Source organism: Faucicola osloensis (assembly GCF_020041925.1).
GTDB lineage: Bacteria > Pseudomonadota > Gammaproteobacteria > Pseudomonadales > Moraxellaceae > Faucicola > Faucicola osloensis_D.
In genome coordinates, this window is sequence record NZ_CP083409.1 from 1,396,364 (window position 1) to 1,411,244 (window position 14,881).

At 43.5% G+C, this 14,881-nt stretch carries 13 protein-coding genes; 3 read left to right on the forward strand and 10 right to left on the reverse strand.

Going from position 1 to position 14,881, the window contains the following annotated elements:
- Positions 1-11: 11 nt before the first annotated feature.
- A complete protein-coding gene (locus LAJ61_RS06160) occupies positions 12-1,421 on the reverse strand; it encodes an FAD-binding oxidoreductase (protein ID WP_224053216.1) in 1,410 nt (469 codons plus the stop codon).
- A gap of 220 nt (positions 1,422-1,641) precedes the next feature.
- Here LAJ61_RS06160 and serA point away from each other — a divergent pair, with 220 nt between their 5' ends.
- Positions 1,642-2,874 carry a phosphoglycerate dehydrogenase gene (gene serA / locus LAJ61_RS06165; RefSeq protein ID WP_224053217.1) on the forward strand — a complete coding sequence of 411 codons (1,233 nt, stop codon included), beginning with the start codon at positions 1,642-1,644 and terminating at the stop codon, positions 2,872-2,874.
- A 332-nt stretch (positions 2,875-3,206) separates the two neighbouring features.
- Here serA and LAJ61_RS06170 read toward each other — a convergent pair whose 3' ends face one another.
- The 3 genes from LAJ61_RS06170 to ettA form a co-directional block, all read right to left on the reverse strand.
- On the reverse strand, positions 3,207-3,809 hold the full coding sequence (locus LAJ61_RS06170; RefSeq protein ID WP_224053218.1) for a hypothetical protein: 603 nt from the start codon (positions 3,807-3,809) through the stop codon (positions 3,207-3,209).
- A complete protein-coding gene (locus LAJ61_RS06175; protein WP_224053219.1) occupies positions 3,810-4,409 on the reverse strand; it encodes a hypothetical protein in 600 nt (199 codons plus the stop codon).
- Positions 4,410-4,471: 62 nt separating this feature from the next.
- The gene (gene ettA / locus LAJ61_RS06180) at positions 4,472-6,133 is read right to left on the reverse strand and encodes an energy-dependent translational throttle protein EttA (RefSeq protein ID WP_224053220.1); all 1,662 of its coding nucleotides are present in this window, start codon (positions 6,131-6,133) and stop codon (positions 4,472-4,474) included.
- Positions 6,134-6,419: 286 nt separating this feature from the next.
- Here ettA and LAJ61_RS06185 point away from each other — a divergent pair, with 286 nt between their 5' ends.
- The gene (locus LAJ61_RS06185; protein WP_224053221.1) at positions 6,420-6,707 is read left to right on the forward strand and encodes a GNAT family N-acetyltransferase; all 288 of its coding nucleotides are present in this window, start codon (positions 6,420-6,422) and stop codon (positions 6,705-6,707) included.
- Positions 6,708-6,798: 91 nt separating this feature from the next.
- Here the strand turns inward: LAJ61_RS06185 and infC are convergent, their stop codons facing one another.
- Both infC and thrS read right to left on the reverse strand, forming a co-directional pair.
- A complete protein-coding gene (gene infC / locus LAJ61_RS06190; RefSeq protein WP_172460503.1) occupies positions 6,799-7,296 on the reverse strand; it encodes a translation initiation factor IF-3 in 498 nt (165 codons plus the stop codon).
- 35 nt (positions 7,297-7,331) lie between these two features.
- Positions 7,332-9,260: a threonine--tRNA ligase gene (thrS, locus tag LAJ61_RS06195; protein ID WP_224053222.1), complete on the reverse strand. Its 1,929-nt coding sequence runs from the start codon at positions 9,258-9,260 to the stop codon at positions 7,332-7,334.
- A gap of 454 nt (positions 9,261-9,714) precedes the next feature.
- Here thrS and LAJ61_RS06200 point away from each other — a divergent pair, with 454 nt between their 5' ends.
- Positions 9,715-10,734: a 5'-nucleotidase gene (locus LAJ61_RS06200; RefSeq protein WP_224053223.1), complete on the forward strand. Its 1,020-nt coding sequence runs from the start codon at positions 9,715-9,717 to the stop codon at positions 10,732-10,734.
- A gap of 90 nt (positions 10,735-10,824) precedes the next feature.
- Here LAJ61_RS06200 and LAJ61_RS06205 read toward each other — a convergent pair whose 3' ends face one another.
- From LAJ61_RS06205 to LAJ61_RS06220, 4 genes are all read right to left on the reverse strand, one after another.
- On the reverse strand, positions 10,825-12,477 hold the full coding sequence (locus LAJ61_RS06205) for a cation acetate symporter (protein ID WP_224054820.1): 1,653 nt from the start codon (positions 12,475-12,477) through the stop codon (positions 10,825-10,827).
- A 187-nt stretch (positions 12,478-12,664) separates the two neighbouring features.
- Complete coding sequence (locus LAJ61_RS06210; protein ID WP_007117341.1) at positions 12,665-12,985, reverse strand: DUF485 domain-containing protein; 321 nt, start codon at positions 12,983-12,985, stop codon at positions 12,665-12,667.
- Positions 12,986-13,476: 491 nt separating this feature from the next.
- Entirely contained in the window at positions 13,477-13,881 is a 405-nt protein-coding gene (locus LAJ61_RS06215; RefSeq protein ID WP_224053224.1) for a thiol-disulfide oxidoreductase DCC family protein, read from the reverse strand.
- 18 nt (positions 13,882-13,899) lie between these two features.
- Positions 13,900-14,859, reverse strand: a complete 960-nt coding sequence (locus LAJ61_RS06220; protein WP_224053225.1) for a TIGR01777 family oxidoreductase — start codon at positions 14,857-14,859, stop codon at positions 13,900-13,902.
- Between the last annotated feature and the right edge of the window lie 22 nt (positions 14,860-14,881).

The following is a 14,881-nucleotide window of genomic DNA, read 5'->3' on the forward strand; positions in this document are numbered from 1 at the left end:
TTTTTGATTATCTAGTCGAAAATCTTACCACGATTCATAATCCCATTGGGGTCAAAGACTTGCTTGATGGCGCGTAAATAATCAATTTCTTCATCAGGACGGGTGTAATTAAGATACGGCTTTTTGGTCATACCCACGCCATGCTCGGCTGAGATAGAGCCGTTGTATTTTTGCACCGTTTCAAACACGTACTTGTTGACCACTTGGCATTTTTCAAAAAATTCGTCTTTGCTAAGGTTTTCTGGTTTTAAAATATTTAAGTGTAAATTACCATCGCCGATATGCCCAAACCAGCACACTTGAAAATTCGGATAGTTTTGGCTAACAATGGCATCGATATCCGCGATAAACTCTGGCACGCGGCTGATGAGTACGGAGATGTCATTTTTGTACGGGGTAAATACCGAGATGGTCTCGGAAATATACTCGCGCAGTTTCCATAACTCTTGGGCTTGGTGAATCGATTGGCTCATCACCCCATCAAGCACCCAGCCTGCGCTCATACAGTCTTCAAAAATCTGCATCGCCATGTCCATAATCGGCTCGTAGGGCGCTTCAAATTCGAGTAGCGCATAAAACGGCGCGTCGGTTTCAAACGGTTTTTGTACATGCCCTGTGGCAAGTAATTTATCAACGGCGACATCATCAAAAAATTCAAACGCGGTCAAATCCATTTTGCTTTGAAAGGCTGACAGGATTTGCATGATATTGGCAAACTCTGGCACGCCAAGCACCATGACAGTTAGGTTCTTGGGCTGACGCTCTAGCTTGACTTGCACTTCGGTGACAATGCCTAAGGTGCCTTCTGCCCCGATAAACAAATGACGCAAGTCATAACCGGTGGCATTTTTTATCATGCCTTTATTAAGGTGCAAAATATCGCCTTTACCTGTCACCACGGTAAGACCTAATATCCAGTTGCGGGTCATGCCGTATTTGATGACTTTGATACCGCCGGCATTGGTGCCAATATTACCGCCAAGCTGGCTTGAACCGGCTGATGCAAAGTCCACGGGATAGTATAACCCTTGCTGTTCGGCAAAGTCTTGCAGCGCTTTGGTGACGATACCGGCTTCCACTTCTACCATGCGGTCGGCAGGGTAGAAGTTTAATACTTGGTGCATTTTATCAAGGCTAATCACTACCTCGCCATTGGCGGCAACTGCCCCTGCGGATAGCCCCGTCCGTCCACCGCTTGGGGTAATGACGATGTTAAGCTCATTACATAGCTTGACAATGGCTTGCACTTGCTGGGTGGATTTTGGAAAGACAATGGCGCTGGCATTGGGCTCAAAATGCTTGGTCCAATCTTTGCCCCAAAAGCCCAAACTGTCCGCATCGGTTTTGATTTGGTGTTCGTCAAATCCTTGCTGGCGTAGTTGTTCAATGAGCGTATTGATGGCGGTCTGATTAGCAGTCATGGCGTGGCTTTTACCCATATGTTTATACAGATTGAAAAGATTTTTGAGGCTCTATCATAGCATAACTAACGGCATAAATTTTGACAAAAACGCTGGGGATTGATGAAGAATTTTTTACCCATAAGACAAAAAAATCATGCCATCTTGCTGGAATTTCACCACAAAAAACTCAGCAAGTGTGATAGGATAATTGACTAAAAATACTGACTAGGGGTTTGTTATGGCACAAAATCTATCACTTGAGAAAGACAAAATCCGCTTTTTGATGCTTGAAGGCTTGCATGACAATGCCTTTAAAGTGCTGTCAGAGGCGGGCTATCACAATATTGAGAATATCAAAACCGCCTTAGACCCCGAAGAACTTATCGAAAAAATCAAAGACGCCCATTTTATCGGCATTCGTTCTCGTACCCATTTGACCCGCGATATTTTAGAAAAAGCTGAAAAGCTCATCGCCATTGGCTGTTTTTGTATTGGCACCAACCAAGTGGACTTGGAGGCTGCCCGTGAACTGGGTATCCCTGTCTTTAACGCCCCTTATTCTAACACCCGCTCTGTGGCAGAATTGGTACTTGCCGAAATCATCATGCTGATGCGCGGTATCCCTGAAAAAAATGCGGTGGTACACCGTGGCGGCTGGAACAAATCTGCCAAAGACAGCTATGAAGTGCGCGGCAAAACTTTGGGTATCGTGGGTTATGGCTCTATTGGAACCCAGTTATCAGTACTCGCTGAAAGCCTTGGTATGAAAGTCATTTATCATGATGTGGTTACCAAATTGCCACTGGGCAACGCCACCCAAGTGGGTAGCCTAGAAGAACTGCTTGGTAAAGCCGATGTGGTCACCCTGCATGTACCAGATTTGCCAAGTACGCGTAACATGATTACCGCCACAGAATTGGCTGCCATGAAGCCAGGCGCGCACCTAATCAATGCGGCGCGTGGCAAATGTGTGGATATCGATGCGCTAGCAGCAGCCCTGCAAAGCGGTCATATCTTGGGCGCGGCGATTGACGTGTTCCCCAAAGAGCCAAAATCAGCGGATGAAGAATTTGAATCACCGCTGCGCGCGTTTGACAATGTGATTTTGACACCGCATATCGGTGGCTCAACCCAAGAAGCCCAAGCCAATATCGGTCTTGAAGTGGCAGAAAAATTCGTGCGTTACTCTGATATGGGTGATACTGCAACCTCTGTGAACTTCCCAAATGTTAGTATGCCGCAAAAAGAAGGCACGCATCGTTTGCTCCATATCCACCAAAACGTGCCTGGCGTGTTGTCACAGATTAACAAATCCTTTGCCGATGCCAATATCAATATCTTTGCCCAAAGCCTGATGACGGAAGAAGATGTGGGCTATTTGGTGATGGATGTGGGTAGCGGCGATTCTGTGCAAGCGGTTGAAGCGCTTAAAAACATTCCAGAAACTATCCGTGTGCGTGTATTATTCTAAAAATAGCGCATATAAAAAAAGCTAACTCAAATGTTGGCTTTTTTTACGTCTAAAATATTTGCATCCTTAATCTTTGATTATAAAATCAACAGTTTTACAAATGTTCACGGGTAACTTTGTAGCAAAAATACTGACCATTTGTCTACAATTTTTTGCGTGCATCAAAAAATGGTTGTGCTATCATAGCGAAATTCATCAGTAGGGATAAATTAAATATTTAAGATGAACTAACAACAAAATCATCTATAAAGAATGTCGTCCTAACTAATTTTTTGGCAAGCATTTACCATCAAAGCCCAACGAAATGACGTTGGGCTTTTTATTGCAAAGATTTAATTAGATTTGGTTACAGCAAGGATTGGCTTGGCTTGATCCCATAGATCTAATTGCATGGCGTAAGGCGTATCTATTTTGATATTTCTAGGCGGTAACATCGTGCCTAAATAGAATTCTGGAATTGGGGACTTAGCGATAGTATTATTGGTGGTTTTGGCTACCTCAAACATACTATGCCCTTTAAATGAATTAGTTGTAGGATTACCACAACTTAATTTTTTACCTGTGTTGTTGATGAAGTATTTACTATCACCCACAGTATTTGCAACATAACAACCCGTAAATTCTGTTTTTTGATTAGGATTTTGCCAACCTTTTGGATAAGTTAGTACAACCAATTTATTATCTTGTTCTTTGATGACAACTCTGTCAATGTGAAATACATTGTTGTCCCAAGATTGTTGTACTTGATACTCCCCTAAGAATTCTTTATAACTGCCTACATTATCTTCTTTTACTTTTAGATTGCCATAAGCTTCTGATGTTAGCATCATTTGACTTTTGTTTTGCATGTGAGCGAGTTTAATGCCTGCATCATTCATACAGGCAGATAAAGTCAGTGGTAAAAAGCAAAGGGCGGATAATTGATAGATACGCATTTAATGACTCCAATAGTTATTCATAATTGTTAAGATTTCGCTAGCTTCTTGTTTGGTTAAGGCAAGCGTGCGATTGGCGAATGCACCATGCATGTCAGGGTCACGGGCGTTGGAAACTAGAACAGGTTCACTGGTACGCTGCTCAATATCAACATACCAATCTGCTTGATGCTTCGGTACAGTAGACGTTTTGACTTTAAAACCAGCCAACTGCTGGTTAAACTGGGTAAGCTGTTGAGCTTGTGGTTTTGGATATTTATTTACCCAATCAACAAACTGGATAAATACTTTGGCATCTTGAGGGTAAAAATTACCGTAAACTATCTTCGTATACCAAGTAGGTTTTGATAAAATGACGCGTTTACCTGTATCAGCTTGTTGGCAACCTCTTATTTCAATGGTATCTAAAAACGTTTTTGGTTCATAGCGTTTAACGTAGTAGCTATCGTTTTTATTAAATAGATGACTTTTTTTATCAAATCCATTGACTTCGATAATATCTAGACCTGTGCAATCATTGATTTTTGCGGTGTTGACAGGCGTTGTGGCACATCCATTTAGCAATAATATAATAGGTAGAATAAAATAAAATTTCTTCATCTGCTATCTCCTTATATGTCTTATAAAAAATCCACTAAAATTTCTTTAGTGGATTTTTTTCATTACTTCGCAATCTTTTTATACTTTATGCGTTTTGGTTCGGCATCCGCGCCCAACTGTTTTTTGCGATATGTTTCAAACTCTGAGTAGTTACCATCAAACCAAATCGGACCCTCATCCTCAAACGCCAAAATATGGGTGGCAATACGGTCTAAGAACCAGCGGTCATGCGACACCACCATCACCGTACCAGGGAACACTTCCACCGCATCTTCAAGCGCGCGCAACGTCTCAACATCAAGGTCGTTTGATGGCTCATCGAGTAACAGCACGTTTGCCCCTTGTTTTAAGGTTTTGGCAAGTTGCAGACGGTTACGCTCACCACCCGACAGGCTACCGACCAGTTTTTGTTGGTCTTGACCTTTAAAGTTAAAGCGTCCGATATAGGCACGGCTAGGCGTGGTGTATTCGCCCACGGTAATCATATCAAGACCGTCGGAGACTTCTTCCCACACGGTTTTTTTGTCGTCCAGCTCATCGCGTACCTGTCCGACATACGCCACTTTCACTGATTCACCGACTTCAACTGTGCCCGTGTCTGGCTTGTCTTTGCCTGTAATCATGTTGAACAAGGTCGTTTTACCTGCACCGTTGGGTCCGATAATCCCTACAATCGCCATCGGTGGCACAGTGAAGGATAGGTTTTCGTATAGCAAACGGTCGCCAAATGATTTTGAGATATTGTTGACTTCAATGACTTTGTTGCCAAGACGTGGTCCTGGTGGAATGTAAATTTCAGCGGTTTCGTTACGTTGTTGGAACTCTTTGGAATTTAATTCCTCAAAGCGTTGCAAGCGTGATTTGGATTTGGCTTGCTGACCTTTTTGGTTTTTACGCACCCATTCAAGCTCTTGTTTCAGCGCTTTGGCAAAGGCTTCTTCTTGTTTTTGCTCTTGCTCTAGGCGTTTATTTTTTTGCTCAAGCCACTCGGTATAGTTACCTTGATAAGGGTAGCCATAGCCACGGTCAAGCTCCAAAATCCATTCGGCAACATTATCAAGGAAATAACGGTCATGGGTAATCGCCACGATGGTGCCGCTATAGTCTTTTAAGAAATGCTCAAGCCAAGCGACTGATTCAGCGTCCAAGTGGTTCGTTGGTTCGTCCAGTAGCAGCATGTCGGGTTTGGATAGCAATAGACGGCACAGGGCGACGCGGCGTTTTTCACCACCCGATAATTTGCTCACGTCGGCATCCCACGCGGGTAGGCGCAGCGCATCGGCAGCTTTTTCTAGTTGGTTGTTTAGGTTATGGGCATCCCAGGCTTGGATGATGTCTTCCATTTTGCCTTGTTCGGCGGCAAGTTTGTCAAAGTCGGCATCGGGCAGGGCATACTCGCCATAGATTTCATCAAGACGCGCCAATGCGTCTAGGGCTTCACGCACACCATCTTCCACATTGCCACGCACATCTTTGGCAGGGTCTAGCTGCGGTTCTTGGGCAAGGTAGCCAATCTTGATACCCGCTTGCGCACGCGCTTCACCGTTATACTCGGTGTCCACGCCTGCCATGATTTTAAGCAAAGTTGATTTACCGGCACCGTTGAGACCCAGCACACCGATTTTTGCACCTGGGAAAAAAGACAGACTGATGTCTTTTAGGATTTCCCGTTTGGGTGGAACAATTTTTGATACCTTGTTCATGGTATAAATATATTGAGCCATGTTTTTCCTGTTTAAGTTAGCTAATAGTAAGTGAATGTAAGGCGTATCATACACGCCAAAAAATTTGAAAAATGGTGAGGTTTAACCGCTTATTATCGCATTGTTAACAGGGTGGGGCAAGGCAAAAGCCTAGCGAAAAATCATTTGCAAACCCCATACCGAATAGGCAAAAACTTTTACAAGTCATGGACAGTGGCTGTGCTACTATCAAACGACAAAGAACCAAGCGACAAATAACTAAGTCACAGATAGCATAGTAAATAAAAGAATACACAAGGAGACAACCATGTCGGATTTACAATTATCGATTCACCATAACGAACAATCACAACGCTTTGAAACAACTGTCGATGGCACTACTGCTTACATTAGCTATGTGGATAATGGTGATGTCATCGTATATGACCATACCATTGTGCCAGACGCGATTGGCGGGCGCGGCATTGCAGGGGAGCTCACCAAGCACGCGCTAGACTATGCCCGTGAGCAAGGTAAAAAAGTAGTCCCAGCCTGCTCTTACGTGGCAAGCTACCTGCAAAAGCACCCTGAATATAGTGACTTAAAAATACAGTGATTTAAAAGCTTAAACTTTTATCAATGGGTCAATACGCCAATAAAAAAACCACATAGGTTGATGTGGTTTTTTTATAGTTAAGGTTTACTGATTATTTTTTCTTGGTAGGGCCAAGTAGCATACCCATTTGACGACCTTCAACTTTTGGTTGTTGTTCAACATTGGCAACGTCGGTCGTATCGGCAATGACTTTTTCAAGCTGCTGCAAGCCAATTTGTTGGTGAGCCATCTCACGACCACGGAAGCGAATGGTAACTTTGACTTTGTCTTGGTCTTCCAAAAACTCACGGATTTTACGAAGTTTAACTTGATAGTCGGCTTCTTCCGTACCAGGACGCAATTTGATTTCTTTAAGCTGCGTTTGTTTTTGGTTCTTTTTGGCTTCTTTGGCTTTTTGTTTTTGGTCGTACAGATATTTTCTGTAGTCCATCACTTTGGCAACAGGAGGCTGAGCGTCTGGTACTATCTCGACCAAATCCAACTCAGCATCACGGGCGGCCTGCAAAGCCGTTTTTATATCCACAACACCAACTTGTTCGCCGTCTTCTTTGACTAAGCGTACCTCTTTGGCACGAATTTCCTCGTTGATGTCTAATCGGTTTGAACTCTTAATAATACTTACTCCTACGCTGTTTTTGATTTGACGCGCCCTTTTTGGGCGGTCGCTTGGTTAACCAAGTCGATAAAGGCATCGATACTCATCACGCCAAGGTTGTCACCTTCGCGAGTACGGACGTTAACTTGGTTGCTTTCTACTTCTTTATCACCCATGACAATCATATAAGGAATACGTTCAAGGGTGCGCTCTCTAATTTTAAAGCCAATTTTCTCATTACGCAAATCGGTGATGACACGAAGTCCGGCTTGATTCAATTGTTCGGCGACTTTTTGACAGGCTGCCGCTTGGTTGTCGGTAATATTCATCACCACAACTTGCTGAGGCGAGAGCCATACAGGCATCCAACCTGCATAATGCTCAATCAGCATACCGATAAAGCGTTCAAATGAGCCTAAAATCGCACGGTGAAGCATGACAGGGATTTCACGCTCGCCTTGCTCATTGACAAACTCGGCGTCAAGGCGTTCGGGCATATTGGGATCAACTTGGATTGTACCACATTGCCAAATACGTCCAAGGCTATCTCTTAAACTGACCTCGATTTTTGGTCCATAGAATGCCCCTTCACCTGGTAGATATTGCCATTCTAAACCCGAAGTATCCAAGGCATCAGCAAGGGCTTTTTCTGCATAATCCCAAGATTCTTCACTTCCGACACGTTGTTCTGGACGGGTGGAAAGTTTCATAATAATTTCAGTAAAACCAAAATCTTCATACACTTTTAACGTCAAAGCAATAAAATTAGCAACTTCCTGTTGAATTTGGTCACGACTACAGAAAATGTGCCCGTCATCTTGAGTAAAGCCACGTACTCGCATAATGCCATGCAGTGAACCCGATGGCTCATTACGGTGACATGAGCCAAACTCAGCAAGACGCAATGGCAAGTCACGGTAGGATTTTAACCCTTGATTGAACACTTGCACATGACAAGGGCAGTTCATCGGCTTGATGGCATAGTCACGGTTTTCGCTGTTGGTGGTGAACATGTTGGTGGCGTAATTGCCCCAATGACCTGAGCGTTCCCACAGGCTTTTATCGACGATTTGCGGGGTTTTGATTTCTTGGTAGCCGTTGTCTTTTTGCACTTGTCGCATATATTGCTCAAGTACTTGCCACATTGTCCAGCCATTGGGATGCCAAAATACCATACCAGGCGCTTCTTCTTGCATATGAAATAAATCAAGCGCTTTACCGATTTTACGATGGTCGCGTTTTTCCGCTTCTTCGATACGCTGGATATAAGCTTTTAAATCTTTTTTGTCTGCCCAAGCGGTACCGTAGATACGTTGTAGTTGCTCGTTTTTGGCATCACCGCGCCAGTAGGCACCACTCATTTTGGTGAGTTTAAAGGCTTTTAAGAAACGGGTATTGGGCACGTGTGGTCCACGGCACATATCAACGTATTCTTGGTGATAGTATAAACCCATTTGGGTTTCATTCGGCATATCTTCGATAAGACGTAATTTATAAGTCTCGCCACGGTCTTGGAATACTTTGATAACCTCATCACGCGGTGTCATTTTTTTGATAACATCGTAATCTTGGTTAATCAATTGCGTCATGCGCGCTTCGATTTTTTCCATGTCTTCTGGCGTAAACGGGCGCTCGCTATAGATATCGTAATAAAAACCCTCTTCAATCACAGGACCGATAACCATCTTCACCTCAGGATACAGCTGTTTAACAGCATGACCCAGTAGGTGAGCGGTCGAGTGGCGAATGATTTCCACACCTTCCTCGTCTTTTGGCGTGATGATTTGAACACTGGCGTCTTCGCTAATCGGGTCACACGCATCAACTAATTTACCGTTGACACGTCCTGCAACGGTGGCTTTGGCAAGCCCTGCGCCGATGCTTTGCGCCACTTCCATGACTGACGTTTGCCCATCAAATTGTTTAATATCGCCGTTTGGTAAGGTAATGGCTACCATAATTGCTCCTGTTGTCCTTTGGCAGTGATGACCGTTACTATCGGTCATGTAACCGTGAGAGATGGGAATAAAAAAAGGGAAAAACTTAGCCCATCCAGACTTACCGTGTCTAGATAGGCATTACAATCCCATGAATTCGTCGCTTTGCAAAAAGCGTAAACAAGATATTATAGCAAATTGCGGTGATGAAACCAACTTACTGATAGAATTGCTTGCAGTTATGACAGAAAATGAGGCAGCTCGTGATATGCGTGTAAAAAACACTACAATAGACGACAGCCAATGCTTGGTATCTACAATTTGACTGAGTGTCTTGATACTAAGCTGTTTATCTTTACATCAACAAGTTACAGGAATAATCTAGATTACCCGTGGCAAAACTTATATAACTACAGGATAGTAAGTACTATGCTTCATAACGCTTCATAACAATACGATTGATTAAGGGCATTTTATGTCAGTTGATTTTTCCAATACATTAATTGTGGCGGTCTCTGCCACGGCATTGTTTGACCTATCAGAGTCTGAGCGGTTTTTTCAACAAGCGTTAACCGAAGATCCAGAAACGGCGATTGATAAATTTCGCAGCTATATGATTGAACGCGAAAATGATCCCTTGCAAACTGGGACGGGTTATCCGCTTATCAAAGCCTTACTCAATCTCAATCACCATTGTGCAGCCGATGACAATGGCGAGGGCATCGCTGCGCCCATGGTTGAAGTGGTAATTATGTCAAAAAACAGCCCAGATACCGGTATTCAAGTATTAAATGCGCTGCGTAGTCATGGACTACCGATTAGTCGCTCGGCATTTACCTCAGGCGAAGGGGTGGCGGATTATGTGGCAGATTTTAAGGTGGATTTGTTTTTGACCACCAATCATGACGATGCCCAGCAAGTCACCGATGCGGGCGTGTGTGCCTGCGCGATTTTGGATGCGCCGCCCATTGATATGAAGGAGCTAGACACCAATCAACTACGCATTGCATTTGATGGCGATGCCGTGTTATTTGATGAAGCAGGGGAGCTACTGTCTCGCCAGCAAGGACTCAAAGCGTTTCATGATTATGAAGCCAAAATGAGTGATGTGCCGATGAATAAAGGCCCGTATGCGGATTTTTTAATTAAACTCTCTAAACTACAAAAACGCCTGCCTGCTAAAATCAAGCATCCACCGATTCAAATTGCACTGGTGACTGCGCGCAATGCGCCTGCTGATTTGCGGGCGATTAAGACATTGCGTGATTGGGGTGTCAATGTGGATTTGGCGTTCTTTTTAGGTGGCTTAGATAAACGCCATGTACTGCAAACCTTTGCCCCGCATATTTTCTTCGATGACTCCATTCATAATTACGAATCTGCTAAAGGCGTAGTACCTTCAGGGCTAGTGCCTTATAGTTCAAAATCAAAATTGTATGTCAAACAAGCTGATGCCACGACAACCCAAAACCTTGTAGAGATTCATCAAGGATAAAATTCATAGGTTTTATAAAAAACCCAATATAAAAAAATACCGCTTATCGTAAGCGGTATTTTTTATTGAACACTGGAATTGAACACTGGATTAGTGGTCAGATGCACCTGACGCACCGATACCGGTTAATGAACGTACATACTGTGCATCAAAGCCTTTTCTATCTAACTCAGCGCGTGGTGAGTTGTCAGTGATAGATGCGATCCACGCTAGAATGAAGGTCACAGGCATACTAAATAATGCCACGTTTTTGTATGGGAAAGCGGGTGATTCGTGTTTCATGATATCTACCCAAACCGCAGGTCCTAAGATAATCAGTAACACTGCAACTGCTAAGCCTGCAAACCCACCGATTACTGCACCACGAGTGGTTAGACCACGCCAGAACATCGCTAACAAAAGAATCGGGAAGTTAGCCGATGCCGCGACCGCAAATACCAAACTTGCAATGAACGCAAGGTTTTGGTTTTCAAAGATAATACCGGTCACAATTGACAATAAACTTAACGCAACCACGGTAATTTTTGATGCACGCATCTCTTCTTCAGGTCTCGCTTGACCTTTTCTGATAACACTAGCATACAAGTCATGGCTGACCGCTGAGGCGCCTGATAAAGTCAAACCTGCCACCACCGCTAGGATAGTCGCGAAAGCAACCGCCGAGATAAAGCCTAAGAATAAGTTACCACCCACGGCATGGGACAAGTGAATCGCTGCCATGTTGGCACCACCGATGAGTGCTTGTGAGCTTACGCCATCTTTAACCACTGTCGTGAAATAATCTGGATGTTCAGCTAGGATAACAATGGCACCCAAGCCAATAATAACAATCAAGAAGAATACGTATGAAATACAGCTTGCAGCTACCAACACTGATTTACGCGCAGCTTTGGCATCTGGCACCGTAAAGAAACGCATCAATACGTGTGGTAAACCTGCTGTACCAAACAATAGACCCAAACCTAATGAGATAGATTCAATGGGGTTATTAACCAACTTACCAGGCGACAAAATTGATTCGTGTTTGCTATGGGCAGCGACGGCTGACTTGAATAAATTTTCAAAACTAAAGCCAACATGGTTCATCACCATAAGGGCCATGAAAGTCGCACCTGACATCAGCAAAATAGCTTTGATAATCTGCACCCAAGTGGTGGCTAGCATACCGCCAAACAATACGTAAACCATCATTAATATACCAACGATGATAACTGCGTAAATATAATCTAATCCAAATAATAATTGAACCAATTTACCCGCACCAACCATCTGCGCAACCAAGTATAGTGCAACGACGACCAACGTGCCGGATGCAGCAAAAATACGTACTGGGGTTTGGGAAAAACGATAAGATGCCACATCTGCGAAGGTAAATTTACCCAAGTTACGTAGCCGCTCAGCGATTAAGAATAAAATAATTGGCCAGCCAATCAAGAAAGCTAGCGTATAAATCATGCCATCATAACCGACGGTAAAAACCATACTCGATAACCCCAAAAAGGTTACCGCTGACATATAGTCACCGGCAATGGCGATCCCGTTTTTGGTACCTGAGATACCGCCGCCCGCGGTATAAAAGTCGCTAGCGGTTTTGTTTTGTTTTGACGCCCAGTAAGTAATACCGAGTGTTGCCAAAACGAAAATCAAGAACATGATAATAGCTGAGATATTCAGCGGTTGTTTTTTTACTTCGCCTTCAAGGGCGCCAGCTGCCCATGCTGGCATCTGTGCCATTAGACCCATTAGCGTCAAGCTTGCGGCGGTTGAAACCTTGCCGATACGCTTGCCCAAGCCTTTAACAGTCACGCTGTTATACTGTTGTTGTAACATGCCACCCTCCATGGTGTCAAAACTGATGTTAGAACTGATGTCAAAATTATTATCAGCCCCACAATTTTACAATTGAAAACCCAACACAATCCCTGTGGGGTTATACTTTACCACTGTTGATATCATCGATGACTTTACGAGTCATCGTGTCAAATTCACCGTTTGCTTTGCTGACATATACCCAAGTGATGAGTGGTACAAAAATCATAATGGCAACAACAATGTAAAAGCCAACAGGGACAATCGAGCCTGCTGACAGTGGTGCAGCAAACATTTCAGGATCAAAACCGACGAGTAACAGATAACCAAACCACACAATTAAGGTAATAATAGAAAAAATAAGCCCTAGGCTTGTTTTTTTCTTTGCCATGCTTTGGAATTCAGAATGATTAATAATTCGCTGAATTTGTGCATCATCCATGGTAACGCTCCTTGTAAATGAATGAAAAAGACAACTCATTGATGATTAATTCAACAATCAGTGTCAAAACCGACAAGGAAGATAGCGATTGGGTGAGAATAACAGTAGACAAAATATGGTGAAGCAAGTCCGCTATGCTAAACGTAATAGATTGTCTTAAATGATACAAACAATCTCATCTTCCTGATTAGTTGCTATTATTAAATGAAAATTGTTAAAAAATCTAGCTGTTTTTTCTCAAACTGTAAAAAAATTGTAGAATGTTAGTTGAAAATTAGTGGCGACCCTATCAAAGCACCCAAAATTATTATTAGACATAACTTGATACTCATAGTCGTGACTAATAGTCATTGTACCTAATCATGATTGCACTTAATTATAATTGTAACGCCCAATGACCAGTAAAAATTATCAAGCTATCCATGATAAATAAATCGTTGAGGATAGATAAATCATTGAGCGTACATACCGCTATTCAAACCAAATGGCATTTATTTGCCTCGAGTTCTACACATACCGTCTTTGCAGTTTTCTGCGACTTTACCATAGGCAAGTTGGGTCATCCAGTTGGGTACACGGTTGCGATGTCGCGCAAAAATAGGATAAATCATATCACTGGCTTGTTTCACCACAGGCCATTCAAACACGTTTGCAAAAGGCAGTTGTGCGGTTTTGTATAGCAGTCGTACAGCATCCATGCCTTTTTGCATGTTCCCCTGTTTATCTTGCACACACAGATAAGTCATCGCTTCATCTTCGCTAATACCAAATTTGGCAAGTTCGTTCCGTGCGTCATCAATCGCCATGATGCGAATGGCTTCAGGTTTCTTCTCTGCCATATGCAAGGCTTCGGTACGGCAGACAGGGCAGGTATCATCATAGTACATGGTAATCATATTAACAGTCTCCGAAGATTAGCTTTTTAGGGCATCTAATACGGTCAAGTCGTTAAATTCAAAACCTTGATCCAGTAACGCTGTGGGCACAACGCGCTGCCCATCCAACAGTAACGTCGACATTTCACCAAACATGGTCTTAACCACAAAGGCGGGCAGGGTCATCAGGGTAGGGCGGTGCAACCAAGTGCCCATCGCATCGGTAAATGCAGCATTGCTAATAGGCGTTGGATTGGTCAAATTATAAATTTGCTGAGTGGGCAGAGTGTGAGTCAGGTTTTGTTCAATGATAAAAATCACCGCACGCACCCAATCAGTACGGCTAATCCAGCTCATGATTTGCTGACCATTGCCAAGCTTACCACCTGTGCCCATTTTAAATGGGATAATCAGTCGTCCAACCATACCCCCCTCGGGCGCAATCACCACCCCTGTACGCACAATCGCAACTGGCACAGCGTCTGTTACGGCATCTGTTACAGTATCTGTTACAGCATCTTGGGCAGTCAAAGCTAGCTGCTCCCATGCCTGACAAATTTCGTGAGCGAAGTCGGTTTTTGTCATGGGGCTGGTTTCATCAAGCGCAGTTGGGTCGTTTTCCTTTTGGATACCGTACCAACCGATGGCTGAGCCGCTAATCAATAGTTTTGGCTTGTTGCTGATTCGCTCAATATAATCAATTACCGCTTGTGTGGGTTTTAGTCGGCTATCAAACAATTCTTGTTTACGCGCATCCGTCCAACGGCTGTCGGCAATACCCGCACCCGCTAGATTGATGATGACATCATACGTGTGATCGGTGCTGGCAAGATCGTCATAGCTAATAACGTCATCTGCGATATTTTTGGTTTTCTCTTTTTCTACAGAACGAGATACCCAAGTGACTGACGCAGTATCACCTTTTACGCCATGGGTTTTTAACGATTGCGTCAACGCTGTGCCTAAAAATCCTGAACCGCCTGTGATAAGTATTTTCATGATTTATTTCCTTTTTTCAGTC